Origin of the sequence: Pseudomonas sp. Tri1 (assembly GCF_017968885.1) — a bacterium.
Taxonomy (GTDB): domain Bacteria; phylum Pseudomonadota; class Gammaproteobacteria; order Pseudomonadales; family Pseudomonadaceae; genus Aquipseudomonas.
In genome coordinates this window covers 5,862,210-5,879,331 of sequence record NZ_CP072913.1, presented here as the reverse complement: position 1 = coordinate 5,879,331, position 17,122 = coordinate 5,862,210, and the positions used below count along the sequence as shown (strand labels likewise).

Sequence of the window (17,122 nt, the reverse complement as noted above, 5' to 3'; positions counted from 1 at the left end):
TGCGGTAGGAGCGGGTCAGGTTGTTGGCTCCATGAATAACAAAAGCCCGGCAAGGGTTGTGAGTGAGCAACTTAAATACGCGGCAGCTCGTTAGAAAGCTGCCTGTTTAGTTTTGCCTTCGGGCAGTCCCATTAGCGATTTCGAGAGACGGATGAACATCACCACCTTTGCCAAACGCCTTTGCCTGCTAGTCCCGCTGCTGCTCTCACCGGCCGCGTTCGCGGTCGAGATGATGCCGGCTCCCCCTCAATTGGCCGCTAAAGCCTTTGTGCTCATGGATGCCAGCAGCGGCGAGGTGCTGGTGGAGAACAACGGTGACCAGCGCTTGCCACCGGCCAGCCTGACCAAGCTGATGACCGCCTACATCGCGACCCTGGAAATCCGTCGCGGCCAGATCGGTGAAAACGATCCGGTGACCGTCAGCGAAAACGCCTGGCGCACCGGCGGTTCGCGGATGTTCATCAAGGTCGGCTCGCAAGTGACCGTCAGCGACTTGCTGCACGGCATCATCATCCAGTCTGGCAACGACGCCAGCGTCGCCCTGTCGGAGCACATCGCCGGCAGCGAAGATGCGTTCGCCGACATGATGAACAAGACTGTCGCCGACCTGGGCATGACCAATACCCACTTCATGAACCCCACCGGCCTGCCGAACCCCGAGCACTACTCCTCGGCGCACGACATGGCGATCCTGGCGCGGGCAATCATTCATGAAGACCCGGCGCACTACGCCATCTATTCCCAGAAAGAATTCTTCTGGAATGGCATCAAGCAGCCTAACCGCAACCTGCTGCTGTGGCGCGACAAGACCGTCGATGGCCTCAAGACCGGTCACACCGACGAAGCCGGCTACTGCATGGTGTCTTCGGCTGTCCGTGACGGCATGCGCCTGATCGCCGTCGTCTTCGGCACCAGCAGCGAAGTGGCCCGTGCCGCCGAGACCCAGAAGCTGTTGACCTACGGCTTCCGTTTCTTCGAAACCCAGACCTTCTACCAGAAGGGCACCGAACTGGCCCAGGCCCAAGTCTGGAAAGGCACCACCAATCAGGTGAAGGCCGGCTTGGCCCAGGACCTGACCATGACCCTGCCTAAAGGCCAGCTCAAGAAGCTCGCTGCCAGCATGACCATGAACCCGCAACTGACCGCCCCCATCGCCAAGGGTGATGTGATCGGTAAAGTCGAAGTCAAACTGGACGACAAAGTGGTGCACAGCGCTGACCTGATCGCTCTGGACGCGGTCGAGGAAGGTGGTATCTTCCGCCGCATGTGGGATAGCATCCGTCTATTCTTCTACGGCTTGTTCAACTGATTCTAGTGTTGACCTCCATGGCCCCGTTCCGATCCGGCGCGGGGCCATGTTCGTTACCACGGCTTACGAGGCCGTTACCCCATGACAGACTCTGAAGTAAATGCGCCAAAAATCGAATTCCCTTGCGCGGACTATCCGATCAAGGTGATTGGCGACACCGGTGTGGGTTTCAAGGACCGGATCATCGCGATCCTCGAAAAACATGCCACCGTTGATCACAAGACCCTGGCCGAGCGCCAGAGTACCAACGGCAAGTACACGACCATCCAGTTGCACATCATTGCCACTGGCCAGGAACAGCTGTACGACATCAACAGCGAGTTGCGCGCGACCGGTTTCGTGCACATGGTGTTGTGATGCCGGGCACGCTGGGCTTTCGCGAGCTGGGCACGATGGCTTACGAGCCGGTCTGGCATGCCATGCAACGCTTCACCAACGAACGCGGTAATACCGCCGACGATGAAGTCTGGCTGGTGGAACACCCGCCGGTGTTCACCCAGGGCCAGGCCGGCAAGGCCGAGCACCTGTTGCTGCCGGGGGATATTCCGGTGGTGAAGGTCGACCGCGGCGGGCAGGTGACCTACCATGGCCCTGGCCAACTGGTCGCCTATCTGTTGCTGGACGTGCGTAAGCTGGGGTTTGGCGTACGCGAGCTGGTCACGCGCATGGAGACATGCCTGATCGAGCTGCTGGCCAGCTACGGCGTGACTGCGGCGGCCAAGCCCGATGCGCCGGGTGTCTACGTCGACGGGGCGAAAATCGCCTCGCTGGGCCTGCGGATCCGCCACGGCTGTTCGTTTCACGGCCTGGCGTTGAACGTGGACATGGATCTGGCGCCGTTTCGACGGATTAATCCCTGTGGCTACGCGGGGCTGGCGATGACCCAGCTGCGCGATCACACAGGATCGATTGAATTTGCCGAGGTAAGTGCCCGGCTGCGCGCGCAGCTCGTCAAACACCTCGACTATGCTGAGCAGACGACCCTTACGGGCGGAATCGACTGATATGACTACTGATGCAGTGCAAACCATGATCCCGACGCTGGATGTTACCGAGCGTCCGGCCCCGCGTGCCAAGGTAGAGGCCGGCGTCAAGCTGCGCGGCGCCGAAAAGGTTGCACGCATCCCGGTCAAGATCATCCCGACCACCGAGTTGCCGAAGAAGCCCGACTGGATTCGCGTGCGCATCCCGGTGTCCCCGGAAGTCGACCGGATCAAGGCCCTGCTGCGCAAACACAAGCTGCACAGCGTCTGCGAAGAAGCCTCCTGCCCGAACCTGGGCGAGTGCTTCTCCGGCGGCACCGCCACGTTCATGATCATGGGCGACATCTGCACCCGTCGCTGCCCGTTCTGCGACGTCGGCCACGGTCGTCCGAAACCCTTGGACGTGAATGAGCCAGAAAGCCTGGCCATCGCCATCGCTGACCTGAAGCTCAAATACGTGGTCATCACCTCGGTGGACCGTGACGACCTGCGTGACGGCGGTGCCCAGCACTTTGCCGATTGCATCCGCGAAATCCGCAAGCTGTCGCCGAACGTCCAGCTGGAAACCCTGGTGCCCGATTACCGTGGCCGTATGGACATCGCCCTGCAAATCACCGCCGCCGAGCCGCCTGATGTGTTCAACCACAACCTGGAAACCGTGCCGCGCCTGTACAAGGCTGCGCGTCCGGGGTCGGATTATCAGTGGTCGCTGACTTTGCTGCAGCGCTTCAAGCAGATGATGCCGCACATTCCGACCAAGTCCGGGTTGATGCTGGGCCTGGGTGAGACTGACGAGGAAGTCATCGAAGTCATGAAGCGCATGCGTGAGCATGACATCGATATGCTGACCCTGGGGCAGTACCTGCAGCCTTCGCGTAGTCACCTGCCGGTGCAGCGTTTTGTGCATCCGGATACCTTTGCCTGGTTTGCTGAGGAAGGGTACAAGATGGGGTTCAAGAACGTTGCTTCGGGGCCGTTGGTGCGGTCTTCGTATCATGCGGATGAGCAGGCTAAGTTGGTCAAGGCTGAGTTGCTCGGGTCCTGATTTTTTTTAGCGTTTGTTTTTGGGGTGGTGTGTATATCCGTTTCTTCGGTAACGGCTACTGATGGTTCCGCTCTTACAGCGGGTCACTTTTGAGAAGCCCGGAAGCCGGCCCAGTCAAAAGTAACCAAAACGCTTCTGCCCCACCACTCGGTGCCTCGCCTAGGCTCGGCATGCCTGAACGAAGGCATTGCTCCGTGGGCCGCCGCGAAGGGCCATCCATGGCCCAGCGCGGCTAACCCGGCATCCATGCCGGGTTGCCCACGAACCAATGCCTGCGTTCAGCCATCGTGGTTAACGGGGCGCCCGAGATCAACGTCCACCGCGAGGCGGCCTGATAGCCGGCCTGCTTCTTGTGACCGTACTTTGATCCAATTGTGGGAGCGAGCTTGCTCGCGATGGCTGTGGGTCAGTCACATTGATATTGGGCTTGCTGGCCTCATCGCGAGCAAGCTCGCTCCCACAGGGGGGGGCAGGTGCATATGCATTCTGTATTCGCTGAAGATCCAATGTGGGAGCGAGCTTGCTCGCGATAGCGGTGTCTCAGCCACATAGATGCTGGACATGCCCCCGCTCTTGCTTTGCTTTGCTTTGCTTTGCTTTGCTTTGGATCTTGATCTTGATCTTGATCTTGATCTTGATCTTGATCTTGATCTGGACGCCCCGTTAAACCACGCTGGCCGAACGCAGGCATTGCGCAGTGGGCATCCCGGCATGGATGCCGGGATAGCCGCGCTGGGCCATGGATGGCCCTTCGCGGCGGGCCCACGGAGCAATGCCGGAGTGAGGGCACACCGAGCCTAGGCGAGGTGCCGAGTGGTGGGGCAAAGCGTTTTTGGTTACTTTTGACTGGGCCGGCTTCCGGGCTCTTCCAAAAGTGACCCGCTGTAAGAGCGGAACCATAAGTGGCCGTTACCGCAGCAACGGATATACACACATATGCAAGCCTAAAAAAACCGGGAGCCCCCCTGGATGACCGCTCAACCGCTAACCCCCCATCACCCCGTCCCAGCCCTCCCTCAAGAAGGCTTGATCGGAGTGATCGCCCCCGCCGGTCCCGCCCCCTGGACACGGAAAAAGCCATCCAATGGATGCGCGCAAGGGGTCATGAGCTGCGAATATTCCCGGGCGTCTACGAAAAGGACAACTACCTGGCCGGCAGCGACGAAGTCCGTCTCAACGACCTGCACACCGCCTTCGCCGACCCTGAAGTAGCAGCGATCATCTGCCTACGCGGCGGCTACGGCACGCCCCGCCTGCTGGACTGCATCGACTTCGAACTCCTAAGACGCAACCCCAAGCCATTCATCGGCTACAGCGACATCACCGCCCTACACCTGGCCATCAGCCGTTACGCCGGGTTCGTCACCTTCCACGGCCCGCTGCTCAACGCCGACCTACTGGGCGACAAGGAACCCCCAACCGTCACCTCATTTTTCAGCCTGCTGCGTGGGCAATTGAAGGCCGGCAGCACGCTGAACCATCCCGCCGCTTACCCCTTGACCACCGTCGAGCCGGGCATCGCCCACGGGCGTCTGCTGGGGGGCAACCTGTCGATGATTGCCGCGACCATGGGCACGCCTTATCAGATTGATGCCGAAGGGGTGATCCTGTTCATTGAAGACGTCAACGAACCGCTGTATCGCATTGATCGGCTGCTGACCCAGTTGCGACTGGCCGGCACGTTGCACAAGTTGCGTGGCGTGTTGGTGGGGGATATAGCGGGGGTCGATATCGAGGCGCTGAACCGCTTGCTCAAGCAGACCTTCGAACCGTTGCGCATTCCGGTGCTGTCCGGCTGGCGCAGTGGGCATTGCGATCCGAACCTGACGTTGCCCATGGGGGCGTTGGTGAAGCTGGATGCGGGGGAGAAAATGTTGGTGTTGGAGCAGGACGTGGTGGTCAGGGGTTAGATTTTTGTTGCCTGATGGTCAGTCATCGCGAGCAAGCTCGCTCCCACATTGGCCCCGCGTTTCTCTGAAAGAACGCGGTCAACTGTGGGAGCGAGCTTGCTCGCGATGGCGGTAGCTGCCATAAGCCGATTCAGCGGTTACGCAACCCTTCCAGCAACTGATGCGTCGGGTACCCGTCCGCCGGCCAGCCAAACGACTGCTGGGCGCTGCGGATGGCCTTGCGAGTGTTGGCGCCGATGATGCCGTCGGGGGTACCGGCGTCATAGTTATGCTTGCCAAGCAAAGTCTGCAATTCGATGCGTTCGCTGCGGCTCAGGGGCAGGTCATCCTTTGGCCATTGGCCGTCGATCAGCCCCGCACCGGCGAAGCGCTCGGACAGCAGGCTTACCGCCAATGCGTAGGACGAAGAGTTGTTGTACTTGAGAATCGCGCGGAAGTTGTCGAGGACCAGGAACGCCGGGCCGCGATAGCCAGCCGGTAGCAGCAGGGCCGCCGACAGGTGTTCGGCGCCGGCCGGAACCTGGCCGCCGTTGGGCAGGCTGACGCCCAATTGCAGCCATTCGGAGACGGGCTTGCGGATCGCACCATCGGCGAGGGGGTAGTTGAAGCCCTCTTTGAGTCGCACTTCAAATCCCCATGGCTGGCCGCGTTGCCAGCCCGAGCTCTGCAGGTAATGCGCGGTCGAAGCCAGGGCGTCGGTGGCACTGCCCCAGATGTCGCGGCGTCCGTCACCGTCGAAGTCCACCGCGTGGGTGTTGTAGGTGGTGGGGATGAATTGGGTCTGGCCCATGGCGCCAGCCCAGGAACCGAGCATTTTTTCCGGGGCGATATCACCCTGCTGCAAGATCTGCAGGGCGGCGATCAGTTGCGCATGGGCGAAGCCCGGGCGCCGTCCTTCATAAGCCAGGGTCGCCAGGGAGTTGATCACCGACTTGGTGCCCTGGAACTGACCGAAGTTGCTTTCCATGCCCCACACCGCCACCAAGGCCTGGCGATCGACGCCGTAGCGCTGTTCGATGCGTTGCAGGGTCTCGGCATGCTGGTCGATCAGGCTCTGGCCTTTGCGCACCCGCAGTGGCGACAGCGCGCCATCGAGGTATTCCCACACGGGGCGGGCGAATTCCGGCTGGCTGCGGTCGGCCTTGATCACGCTCATGTCCGGGCTGACGCCAATGAAGGCTCGATCGAACAGGTCGGCACGGATTCCGGCGGCCAATGCTTCCTTGCGAAACCCGGCCTGCCATTCGGCGAAGGTCTGGGTGGGCGCAATGCTCAGGTCTTCACCGGTCGGCACCACAGGCGGCACGATGGCTGGAGCTGTCACGGCAGGAGCGGTCTGGAGTGGTTGGGCATCGGCGGCGGTAGGTTTTTCGGCGCAGGCTACAAGCAGGGCGACGCTTGCGGCAACGATCATTTGGCGCAGTGGCCAACGACGGGAAAGACAAAAGGGCATGCACGGGTCCAAAAATACAAATCAGGTGCTGACCTTATCATGCGAAAGGGCTGTAGGGCTTGTCCGGGTGTTTCAAGCTGCCACAAAGCAAGAAGCCTCCCAGTTGTCAGACTGGAAGGCTTCGCGGCGGTAGCTGCCTTTGCCCTTGGTGGGTCGTTCCTGACGACTGCGGAACAGGGGCTGGGCGATGATGGACTTGGCCTTGTTGGGGCCATGCTTGGATGGCTTTTTGCTCATGATGGAATCTCTCGTGGGTGGGTTTTGCGGGGCAAATCATGGGGCAGATTTGAGGGGGTGTCCATAGGGTGGCGAGGGGGATTTATCCCGCTGGGCTGCGAAGCGGCCCCAGGAGAGCTGGATGCGATTCGCCTGGTACACCAAGGCGATTGATTTAGGGCTCAGCCCCGTGGGGATAAATCCCCTCGCCACAAGGACCTTGCTGTGCTTTTACGAGTGCTTATTCAGCAGGCAAGGTCAGCCGCTGCCCGGCCATCAACAGCGACAACCGGCTCAGGCTCATCCACGGTGAGCCTGCGGCCTGGCCCTTGATCTGCGCATCGATGCGTTGGGCTTCGAGCAGCAATTGCGCCCAGCGCGGTGCCGAATAGCGTTGCAGGGCCTTGCTCATCAGCGGTTTGCGCTTGTCCCACACCGGCGGGCGGGCCTGGCTGAAGGCTTTGTCCAGCGGTACGCCCTGGCTGTATTGCAATGACAGGTTGGCCAGCAGGCGCAATTCCCGGGCCAGGGCCCAGAGGATCACCGGTGGCTCGACGCCTTCGCCGCGCAGGCCTTCGAGCATGCGCAGGGCATGAGCGGCTTCGCCGTTGAGGATCGCATCGGTCAGTCCGAAGACATCGAAGCGTGCGCTGTCGGCCACGGCGGCCTGTACCGTTTCCACGGTGATCTGCCCGCCCTCGGCCATCAGCTTGAGCTTTTCGATCTCCTGGGCGGCGGCCAGCAGGTTGCCTTCGACCCGGGCGGCGATCAGCTCCACTGCATCCTGGCTGGCCGACAGGCCGGCCTGGGACAGGCGCTGGCGGATCCAGCTCGGCAACTGACTGACGTCCACCGGCCAGATCTGCACGAACTGGGTTTGCTGGCCTTCGACCAGGGCTTTGCCCCATTTGGTTTTCTGCGCGCTGCCGTCAAGTTTCGGCAGGCTGATCAGCAGCACCGTGTCTTCGGCGGGCCGCGAGCAATACTCGATCAGCGCGGCGGCGCCCTTGTCGCCAGGTTTGCCAGACGGCAGGCGCAGCTCCAGCAGGCGTTTTTCGGCGAACAGCGACATGCTCGCCCCGGCCTGCAACAGGGTGCCCCAGTCGAAACTGGCATCGGCGGCGAATACCTGGCGTTCGTCGAAGCCTTGTTGGCGGGCGGCTGCACGAATGGCGTCGGCGGCTTCCTGGCACAGCAATGGGTCATCGCCGCTGATGATGTAGACCGGCGCAAGGGCGCCTTGCAGGTGTTTGCCGAGTTGGGCGGGGGGCAGCTTCATAAAGCACAGTTCATAAGAGAAGGCGAGCGGGGCGCCGGAGCGCCCCGCAAGGCTTATTCAGCAGGGATTTGCATCGGCGACTGTTGCGGGGTTTCCGCTTCAGCCTTGCGTGCCGCTTCCAGTGCATCGGCTTCAGCCTTGGCGCGGGCGTTGGCGGTCTGCTGCAGTTGTTCCAACTGGGTCGGGCTCAGTTGTTGCAGGCGCAGCATCATGCGCTGGACGAGGTCACGCTGCATTTCGCTGCGCACTTCGCTCGACTCCTGGTCGGAACCGGTGATGTTGTTGCCGTCGTGCAGGTAGACCTTCTGCACTTGCAGCTTGTCATCCAGCAGCGACAGATTGTTCTGGCCACGGATCTCGTAGTTCAGCACGTTGGTCAGCTCGTACTCGGCAGAACGACCGGCACCGGCATAGCTCAGGCTGCGCTGGCTTTGCTGTTCACGGATCAATACCAGCTTGTACGGCGCGCCGCTGTAAACCTTGACCCCGCTGTTCTCCAGGGTTTCGCGCAGCATTTTAACGGTGTCGCCATAAGCGTCGCGCGCGCTGAGGTCCAGCTCCGTGATGGCCAGCTCGGTGGTGCCGGTGCCGCGCAGTTGGAAGCCGCAGGCGCTCAACAGGACCGCCAGGCCCATTACCAGCAGATTACGTTTGATCATCTTGTTGCTCCCCTTGAACCCTATGGGCCGACAGTGCGGCCTCGCAGGTTATATTCGGCGCCAGGCCCGTGGCCGGACGCCCGATCCAATTAGCTTGCGACGATATTGACCAGTTTGCCGGGCACGACGATCACTTTGCGAATCGTCAGGCCGTCGACGAAGCGCAGCACGTTTTCATTGGCCCGAGCGGCGGCTTCGACTTCTTCGCGGCTGGCGCTGGCAGGCATTTCTATCTGGCCGCGCAGCTTGCCGTTGACCTGGATGACCAGGGTCAGGCTGTCCTGCACCAGCGCGGTTTCGTCCACCACCGGCCAGCCGGCGTCAATCACCGGGTCAGCGTGACCCAGTTGATTCCACAGCTCATGGCTGATGTGCGGGGTGATCGGAGCCAGCAGCAGTGTCACGGCCTCCAGGCCTTCGTGAACCAGTGCGCGATCCTGTTCGGTGCCTTGCGCGGCTTTTTCCAGGACATTCATCAGCGTCATCACCTGGGCGATGGCGGTGTTGAATTTGTGGTTCTGGCCGACGTCATGGCTGGCCTGCTTGATGGCCAGGTGGATCGAGCGGCGAACGGCTTTCTGCTCGTCGTTCAGGCCGCTGATGTCCAGTTTGCCCGGCAGGCCTTGAGTGACGTGGGCTTGAGCCAGGCGCCAGACGCGCTTGAGGAAACGATGCGAGCCCTCGACGCCCGAGTCCGACCATTCCGCGCTCATGTCAGGTGGCGAGGCGAACATCATGAACAGGCGGCAGGTGTCGGCGCCGAACTGGTCGATCATCGATTGCGGGTCAACGCCGTTGTTCTTCGACTTGGCCATTTTCTCGGTGCCGCCGATTTCCACCGGCAGGCCGTCTGCGATCAGCTTGGCGCTGATCACCTTGGCTTTGCTGTCGCGTTCGAGTTCGACTTCGGTCGGGTTGAACCAGGTGTAGGCACCGTTGGCTTCGCGACGATAGTAAGTCTCGGCGATCACCATGCCTTGGGTCAGCAGGTTCTTGAACGGTTCGTTGGAGCTCACCAGGCCTTCGTCACGCATCAGCTTGTGGAAAAAGCGCGCGTAGAGCAGGTGGAGAATGGCGTGTTCGATGCCGCCAATGTACTGATCCACCGGCAACCAGTGGTCAGCGGCGGATTTTTCCACCAGGCCACCTTCATAGTGCGGCGAGGCGTAGCGGGCGTAGTACCACGAGGACTCGACGAAGGTGTCCATGGTGTCGGTTTCACGCTTGGCCGGTGCGCCGCATTTCGGGCAACTGCACTCATAGAACTCAGGCATGCGTGCCAGGGGCGAGCCGGCGCCATCGGGTACGACGTCTTCGGGCAGGACCACGGGCAGTTGATCTTCCGGCACCGGTACGTCGCCACAGCTGTCGCAGTGCACGATCGGGATCGGGCAGCCCCAGTAGCGCTGGCGGCTGATGCCCCAGTCCCGCAGGCGGAACTGGGTGCGCGAGGCTCCGAGGTTCTTCTTGATCAGGGCCACTTCGATGGCATCGAACGCGCCGGGGAAATCCAGGCCGTCGAACTCACCGGAGTTGATCAGCTCGCCGTGCTCACCATAGGCGTCCTGCCAAGGCGCCGGGGTCTGGTCGCCGGCGCTGGTGCGCACCACGGCCTTGATCGGCAGGTTGTACTTGTGGGCGAATTCGAAGTCGCGTTCGTCGTGGGCCGGTACGGCCATGACCGCGCCGTCGCCGTAATGCATCAGTACGTAGTTGGCGACCCACACCGGCAGTTTCTCACCGGTGAGCGGGTGCTCGACGAACAGCGAGGTCGGCAGGCCTTTCTTCTCTTGGGTGGCGACATCGGCTTCGGCGACGCTGCCACCCTTGCATTCGGCAATGAACGCCTGCAACTCGGGGTTGTTGCGGGCGGCCAGGGTCGCCAGCGGGTGCTCGGCGGCCACGGCAACATAGGTGGCACCCATCAGCGTGTCCGGACGGGTGGTGAAGACCTTCAGGGTGCCGGCTTCGCCAATGGAGGCGACGTCGTAGGGGAATTGGACTTCCATGCCCCGGGACTTGCCGATCCAGTTGCGCTGCATGGTCTTGACCTGTTCAGGCCAGCCAGTCAGTTCGTCGAGGCTCTCCAGCAGTTCATCGGCGTAGGCGGTGATCTTGAAGTAGTACATCGGGATTTCGCGCTTTTCGATCAGCGCGCCGGAACGCCAGCCGCGACCGTCGATCACTTGCTCGTTGGCCAGTACGGTCTGGTCCACCGGGTCCCAGTTAACGGTGCCGTTCTTGCGGTAGATCACGCCTTTTTCGAACAGGCGGGTGAACAGCCATTGTTCCCAGCGGTAGTACTCGGGCTTGCAGGTGGTGACCTCGCGGGACCAGTCCACGGCCAGGCCCAGGCTGCGCAGCTGGGTCTTCATGTAGGCGATGTTTTCGTAGGTCCACTTGGCGGGGGCCACGTTGTTCTTCATCGCGGCGTTTTCCGCCGGCATGCCGAAGGCGTCCCAACCCATGGGTTGCAGGACGTTCTTGCCTTGCATGCGCTGATAGCGGGAGATCACGTCGCCGATGGTGTAGTTGCGCACGTGCCCCATGTGTAGCTTGCCGCTGGGGTAAGGGAACATCGACAGGCAGTAGTAAGTCTCCTTGCCTGGCTGTTCACTGACTTCAAAGGACTTTTGCTCGTCCCAGAACGACTGGGCGGCGGCTTCGATTTCACGGGGCTGGTAGTGTTCGTGCATGGCTACTTTTGTACTGAATGGGGTGGCCCAATCCTCTTCGTTGCCATGCTGGACGCAGAACGACGCCGAATGCGGCGTTTTCGATGCCCAGCCAGGCTGGAAGTGGAGTTACAGGAAGCGCCGTAGCATACATGACCGCGCTCTGCCGAGGGAAACCCTGATTACTGCCGAGTCATTGCCGAGTCCTTCCCGATCATTGGTCCCGGCCTGCATTCAGGGCCGTTGGTCGCGGCGCCCTGCCGGTTTGCCCAGCGAAGCTAAGCTTCTCAATGGGGAGTGAGTCTTATCTTCAATGAGGTGAGGGATGGTTGAATCACAACGAAAAGTAACGACGCCTGAGTTGTACGAAAAACTGATCGATCGTCTCGGGGTGGCCCTTGACGCTGCAAGAACCGCCGGTCATTTGCGTGATGAACGCCCGGTAGAGCTGGAACTGCGTGGCTTGAGCCCCGCAGAGTTCGAACTGGTCAATGCTTACCTCGAACAGGTCGGACACCAAGCCCCCACCAGTGGGGCGCAGGTACTCAAGCGTCTCGATGTGCCCCGTTCGGCCAAGGTGGTATGGCTCAAGGACCGGACGCCTGACAAAGATGCTTTAAAGATCCGGTCACTGCAGTTCAAGTAAAGCCGGATTAACGCGTGTCGCTTTTTTGATTCAGGGTTTTTTCGAATCTGTTGTCGCTTTGCGTCAACCCACTTAGGCTTCGGGCATCTTTGGAGATGCCCGATGCCGTTTCGTTATTTCATCAAAACACTTTTATTGCCGCCCGGCCTTCTTTTGCTGCTGTTGGCGCTCGCCTGGTGGTGGCGCAACTCCCGGCCGCGCCTGGCCCGCCTGTGCTTTTTCGTTGGGTTGGGGGGCTTCTGGCTGATGAGCCTGCCCGTGGTCGTGCAATGGAGCGCCAGGGCGCTGGAACGCGAACCGCCGCTGCTGCGCAGTGACTGGGCGACCCTGGCCCAGCGTGCCGACGCCATTGTGGTGCTCGGTTCTGGCCGCGAGCGCGGTGACCTGGCCTGGGGCGCCGACCAACCCACCGGCATCGGCCTGGAGCGCCAGCGTTATGCGGCGCGCCTGGCCAAGGCGTCGGGGTTGCCGGTGCTGACGACCGGCGGCTTGCACTACGGCACCCCACCCAGCGAAGCCAAGCTGATGGCCGATTCGATGCTGGATGATTTCGGCGTCAGCGTTCGCTGGCAGGAAGATCGCAGCCGCACAACCTGGGAAAACGCCCAGATGAGCGCCGAGATCCTCCTGCCAGCCGGCATCAAGCGGGTCGTGGTGGTGACCCAGGCGTGGCACATGCCACGGGCGGTCTGGAGTTTCCAGCGGTCGGGGCTTGAAGTGGTGCCGGCACCGGTAGGGTTCCTGGGACAGGACAATGCCCGGCCGTTGGGCGGCTGGATGCCGGAGTTCAAGTCGATCTGGCAGTCGGGGCAGTTGATGAATGAGGCGGTGGGGCTGGTGGGGTATTGGATGTTCTACCGCTGAGGTGTTATCGGATCGCTCCCACGCTCCTGCGTGGGAACGCCTCAAGGGACGCTCTGTGTTCCAAGCCGGGCTGCGTTCCCACGCGGAGCGCGGGAACGATCAACCTTAAACCGTCTTGGCCATCCGGCTCGCGATCAACGCCCAGCCCAGCAGCAACACGCACAGGATGAGCAGCGGCCACGACCGCCATTGCAGGTACGGCGTCAGGTCGTGCATCGGTACTACTTCGCCATAGAGAATGCCACGCTCGAATTGCGGGATACTCGTGGTGATCTGGCCAAAGGGGTTGATCAGGCCGGTCACGCCGTTGTTGGTGGCGCGGATCATCCAGCGTCCGGCTTCCAGGGCGCGCATCTGCGCCATTTGCAGGTGCTGCAACGGGCCGATGGAAGTGCCGAACCAGGTGTCGTTGCTGATGGTCAGCAGCAGGTCGCTACGGGCCGAGAGGCTGGCGGCAAATTCCGGGTAGACCACTTCATAGCAGATGAATGGCGCGATCTGGTAACCCTTGGCTTGCAGCAATGGCTGGTCGGCCGGGCCCCGGGCAAAGTCGGACATAGGCAGGTCGAAGAACGCAATCAGGCCACGCAGGATGTCCTGCAAGGGGACGTATTCGCCGAACGGCACGAGTTTCTGCTTCAGGTAGGTGCCGTCGCCTTCGCCGGTCACGGTGATGCCATTGAAGTAACGCTTCTCGTGGCGCACCAGTTGGCGAATCGGTACGCCGGTGATCAACGCCGAATGCCGCTCGGCGGCGAAGCTGCCCATCATGTCCAGGTAGCCCTGGGCCGATTCCTTGAGCACCGGCACCGCGGTTTCAGGCCAGATCAGCAGGTCGACGCGCTTGGAGGCAAAGCTCATGTCGCGGTACAACGCCAACTGCGCGTTGAGCTGCTCCGGATCCCACTTCATGCTTTGTTCGATGTTGCCCTGGATCGCCGCGACGCTCAGCGGGTCGCCCGAAGGGCTGGTCCAGGCATGGCCCTTGAGTGCCACGCCGGCCACCCATGGGCCGATCAACAGCAGCACACCTGCGGCGATAAAACCTTTGCGCCCGGCGCGGATCAGGCGCAGCGCGTTGTACAGCAGCGCGGCGGTCAGGGCCAGGGTGAAGGAAATCAGCCACATCCCGCCCAGCGGCGCGAGGCCGGCCAGCGGCCCGTCGAGCTGGCTGTAGCCGGAATACAGCCACGGGAACCCAGTGAGGAACCAGCCGCGAAAGGCTTCCTGGCCCAGCCACAGCGCGGCGAAGGCCAAGGCGTCGGCCAGCGGCGCCTCGTTACGGCGCAACCAGCGCGCCCAGAGCCAGGCGGGCAGGGCAAAGAACCAGGCGATGGCGGCGACGAACAACAGCATCAACAACCCAGCGAGCAGCACCGAGGCGCCACCGAAGTTATGGATGCTGACGTAGATCCAGCTGGTGCCGGCGCCAAACAGGCCAAAACCGAAGCACCAGCCACGGCCCAGGGCCTGGCGCGGCGACAGCTCGCGCAGCCCGGCATAGAACAATCCGACCGCCAGCAGTGCCAGCGGCCAGATATCGAACGGCGCCAAAGCCAGGGTGGTGATCGCACCGGCCACCACGGCCAGCAGGTTACCGGGCCAGCCGGGGCGGGTTATCCAGCGCATTTTTGTCCTTAGCGGGTCTCGCAGGGGTTATCGGCCAATGGGGGACAGGCGCAGCAGATGAATCCGACGGCTGTCGGCATTCAGGATGCGGAAGCGCCAAGAGCCGATTTCCGTGGTTTCGTTGCGCTTGGGCAGGTGCCCGAAAGCGCTCATCACCAGGCCACCGACGGTGTCGAACTCATCGTCGGAGAATTGGCTGTCGAAGAATTCGTTGAAGTTCTCGATCGGCGTCAGGGCCTTGATCAGGAAATCGCCGCTGGGCAACGGCTTGATGTAGCTGTCTTCCTCGACATCGTGTTCGTCTTCGATGTCGCCGACGATTTGTTCGAGTACGTCTTCGATGGTGACCAGGCCGGCCACGCCGCCGTATTCGTCGATGACGATGGCCATGTGGTTGTGGTTGGCACGGAATTCACGCAGCAGCACGTTCAGGCGCTTGGACTCGGGCACGAAGGTGGCCGGACGCAGCAAATCCTTGATGTTGAAGCTGTCGCCGTTTTCCTGAAGGATCAGCGGCAGCAGGTCCTTGGCCAGCAGCACGCCCATGACGTCGTCATGGCTCTCGCCAACCACCGGGTAGCGCGAGTGAGCGGAGTCGACCACGGCGGGCAAAAATTCGCGGGGGGTCTGGGTCGCCTTGATGCTGACCATCTGCGAGCGCGGGACCATGATGTCGCGTACTTGCAGGTCAGCGACCTGGATGGCGCCTTCGACGATGGCCAGCGCTTCGCTGTCCAGCAATTTGTTCTGGTGTGCATCGCGCAGCAGCTCCAGCAGCTCCTGGCGGTTTTTCGGCTCATGGGCAAAAGCCTGGGTGAGCTTGCCCAGCCATGACTTCTGCCCGTTGCTCGATCGATCTTCGCTCATAGCGATTACTCTGAATCCTTTGTCGTTACAGGTTGATGTATCAGTGTTCGTCGCCGGCGTAAGGGTCGGGATGACCCAGCTCTGCAAGCAACGTTCGTTCCAGTGCTTCCATTTCTTCGGCTTCGTCATCTTCTATATGGTCGTAACCCAGCAGATGCAAGCAGCCGTGAATCACCAGGTGGGCCCAGTGGGCCTCAGGGAGCTTGCCTTGCTCGGCCGCTTCGCGCTCCACCACTGGTACGCAGATCACCAGGTCGCCCAGCAGCGGGATGTCGAGCAGTTCGTCGGGCACGTCGGCGGGGAATGACAGCACATTGGTGGCGTAGTCTTTCTGCCGCCAGGTGTGGTTCAGTTCGCGGCCTTCGGGCTCGTCCACCAGGCGGATAGTCAGCTCCGAGTCGGCGCTGCGCTGGCGCAGGGCCAGCTCGCACCATTGGCGGAATTGGGCTTCACTGGGGGCGGCGTGTTCGCAGGCCAGTTGCAGGTCGAGTTCAAGCATTGTGGCGATTGCCTTTGCCTTCGGGGGCCTCGTCAGCCTCGCGATGCTCGAAGCGCTCGTAGGCTTCGACAATGCGCTGCACCAATGGATGGCGCACAACGTCCTTGGGCATGAAATGCGTGAAGCTGATGCCCGGGACGTCCTTGAGCACCTGGATCACATGGTTCAACCCGGACTTGGTGCCTCGGGGCAGGTCGACCTGGGTGATGTCGCCGGTGATGACGGCGGTGGAGCCAAAGCCGATCCGGGTCAGGAACATTTTCATCTGCTCGACCGTGGTGTTCTGGCTTTCGTCGAGAATGATGAAGCTGTTGTTCAGCGTACGGCCACGCATGTAGGCCAGCGGCGCGACCTCGATGACCTGGCGCTCGATCAACTTGGCGACATATTCGAAGCCGAGCATTTCATACAGCGCGTCATAGAGCGGGCGCAGGTACGGGTCGATCTTCTGGGCCAGGTCGCCGGGCAGGAAGCCGAGCTTTTCACCCGCTTCGACCGCCGGACGCACCAGCAGGATGCGCCGTACCTGTTCGCGTTCCAGCGCATCGACCGCACAGGCCACGGCCAGGTAGGTCTTGCCGGTACCGGCCGGGCCGATGCCGAAGTTGATGTCGTTGCCGAGGATTTCCTTGACGTAGCGCTGCTGATTCAAGCCGCGAGGGCGAATCATGCCTTTTTTCGTACGCAGGGCCACGGCAGGTTCCGACGGGGCATGGTTGTCGAGTTCTTCGACAGCCGACTCCTGCAGGAACAGGTGGACCGTGTCCGGCGACAGCTCGCTCCCCTTGGTTTCCCGGTAGAGGCGGCGCAGCAGGTTTTCCGCGGAGGTGGTGTGCTTGGGTTCGCCGATCAGTTCGAACTGGTTTCCGCGGTTGCGGATCTCGATGGCCAGGCGCTGTTCGATCAAGCGCAGATGCTCGTCGAATTGCCCGCACAGATTGGCGAAGCGGCGAGCCTCAAAGGGCTCGAGAATAAAACGATGTGGTTCGATGGGTGCGTTCAAGGTCGTTTTTAGCCGCCCAGGGGCAATTAAGATGAAACCAAGGATAGCGCCAGTAGGCTGGGTGCGAAAGCTCTTAAGCAGGCGA

Annotated in this window: 15 protein-coding genes and 1 pseudogene; 7 read left to right on the top strand and 9 right to left on the bottom strand. The window is 61.7% G+C overall.

Features of this window, described 5'->3' with window-relative positions:
- The first annotated feature begins 151 nt into the window (after positions 1 to 151).
- From J9870_RS25595 to J9870_RS25575, 5 genes and pseudogenes are all read left to right on the top strand, one after another.
- Entirely contained in the window at positions 152 to 1,309 is a 1,158-nt protein-coding gene (locus J9870_RS25595) for a D-alanyl-D-alanine carboxypeptidase family protein (protein ID WP_210641196.1), read from the top strand.
- A gap of 81 nt (positions 1,310 to 1,390) precedes the next feature.
- Complete coding sequence (locus tag J9870_RS25590) at positions 1,391 to 1,666, top strand: DUF493 domain-containing protein (RefSeq protein WP_025215644.1); 276 nt, start codon at positions 1,391 to 1,393, stop codon at positions 1,664 to 1,666.
- Positions 1,666 to 2,313: a lipoyl(octanoyl) transferase LipB gene (lipB, locus tag J9870_RS25585; RefSeq protein ID WP_210641194.1), complete on the top strand. Its 648-nt coding sequence runs from the start codon at positions 1,666 to 1,668 to the stop codon at positions 2,311 to 2,313. Before J9870_RS25590 ends, lipB begins: the two co-directional genes overlap by 1 nt.
- A 25-nt stretch (positions 2,314 to 2,338) precedes the next feature.
- On the top strand, positions 2,339 to 3,337 hold the full coding sequence (lipA, locus tag J9870_RS25580) for a lipoyl synthase (protein ID WP_160893675.1): 999 nt from the start codon (positions 2,339 to 2,341) through the stop codon (positions 3,335 to 3,337).
- A gap of 969 nt (positions 3,338 to 4,306) precedes the next feature.
- Positions 4,307 to 5,247, top strand: a pseudogene (locus tag J9870_RS25575) (LD-carboxypeptidase).
- Positions 5,248 to 5,377: 130 nt separating this feature from the next.
- Here J9870_RS25575 and J9870_RS25570 read toward each other — a convergent pair.
- From J9870_RS25570 to leuS, 5 genes are all read right to left on the bottom strand, one after another.
- Positions 5,378 to 6,700, bottom strand: a complete 1,323-nt coding sequence (locus J9870_RS25570) for a lytic murein transglycosylase (RefSeq protein WP_210641192.1) — start codon at positions 6,698 to 6,700, stop codon at positions 5,378 to 5,380.
- 72 nt (positions 6,701 to 6,772) lie between these two features.
- Positions 6,773 to 6,937: an alternative ribosome rescue factor ArfA gene (gene arfA, locus J9870_RS25565; protein WP_123343928.1), complete on the bottom strand. Its 165-nt coding sequence runs from the start codon at positions 6,935 to 6,937 to the stop codon at positions 6,773 to 6,775.
- Between the two features lie 220 nt (positions 6,938 to 7,157).
- Positions 7,158 to 8,195: a DNA polymerase III subunit delta gene (gene holA / locus J9870_RS25560; RefSeq protein ID WP_210641191.1), complete on the bottom strand. Its 1,038-nt coding sequence runs from the start codon at positions 8,193 to 8,195 to the stop codon at positions 7,158 to 7,160.
- Positions 8,196 to 8,248: 53 nt separating this feature from the next.
- A complete protein-coding gene (gene lptE / locus J9870_RS25555) occupies positions 8,249 to 8,854 on the bottom strand; it encodes an LPS assembly lipoprotein LptE (protein ID WP_210641189.1) in 606 nt (201 codons plus the stop codon).
- A gap of 89 nt (positions 8,855 to 8,943) precedes the next feature.
- The gene (gene leuS, locus J9870_RS25550; RefSeq protein ID WP_210641187.1) at positions 8,944 to 11,550 is read right to left on the bottom strand and encodes a leucine--tRNA ligase; all 2,607 of its coding nucleotides are present in this window, start codon (positions 11,548 to 11,550) and stop codon (positions 8,944 to 8,946) included.
- Between the two features lie 304 nt (positions 11,551 to 11,854).
- On the opposite strand from leuS, the gene J9870_RS25545 reads away from it, so the two are divergent.
- Together J9870_RS25545 and J9870_RS25540 are read left to right on the top strand one after the other, a co-directional pair.
- On the top strand, positions 11,855 to 12,175 hold the full coding sequence (locus tag J9870_RS25545) for a hypothetical protein (RefSeq protein ID WP_210641185.1): 321 nt from the start codon (positions 11,855 to 11,857) through the stop codon (positions 12,173 to 12,175).
- Positions 12,176 to 12,277: 102 nt separating this feature from the next.
- Positions 12,278 to 13,039: a YdcF family protein gene (locus tag J9870_RS25540; protein ID WP_210641183.1), complete on the top strand. Its 762-nt coding sequence runs from the start codon at positions 12,278 to 12,280 to the stop codon at positions 13,037 to 13,039.
- Between the two features lie 105 nt (positions 13,040 to 13,144).
- Here J9870_RS25540 and lnt read toward each other — a convergent pair whose 3' ends face one another.
- The 4 genes from lnt to J9870_RS25520 are packed head-to-tail and all read right to left on the bottom strand — an operon-like array spanning position 13,145 to position 17,037.
- Complete coding sequence (gene lnt, locus J9870_RS25535) at positions 13,145 to 14,668, bottom strand: apolipoprotein N-acyltransferase (RefSeq protein ID WP_210641181.1); 1,524 nt, start codon at positions 14,666 to 14,668, stop codon at positions 13,145 to 13,147.
- A 27-nt stretch (positions 14,669 to 14,695) separates the two neighbouring features.
- Entirely contained in the window at positions 14,696 to 15,535 is an 840-nt protein-coding gene (locus J9870_RS25530) for an HlyC/CorC family transporter (protein ID WP_003205870.1), read from the bottom strand.
- 40 nt (positions 15,536 to 15,575) lie between these two features.
- The gene (ybeY, locus tag J9870_RS25525) at positions 15,576 to 16,034 is read right to left on the bottom strand and encodes an rRNA maturation RNase YbeY (RefSeq protein ID WP_210641179.1); all 459 of its coding nucleotides are present in this window, start codon (positions 16,032 to 16,034) and stop codon (positions 15,576 to 15,578) included.
- Positions 16,027 to 17,037 carry a PhoH family protein gene (locus J9870_RS25520; protein WP_092332904.1) on the bottom strand — a complete coding sequence of 337 codons (1,011 nt, stop codon included), beginning with the start codon at positions 17,035 to 17,037 and terminating at the stop codon, positions 16,027 to 16,029. Before J9870_RS25520 ends, ybeY begins: the two co-directional genes overlap by 8 nt.
- Positions 17,038 to 17,122: the final 85 nt, after the last annotated feature.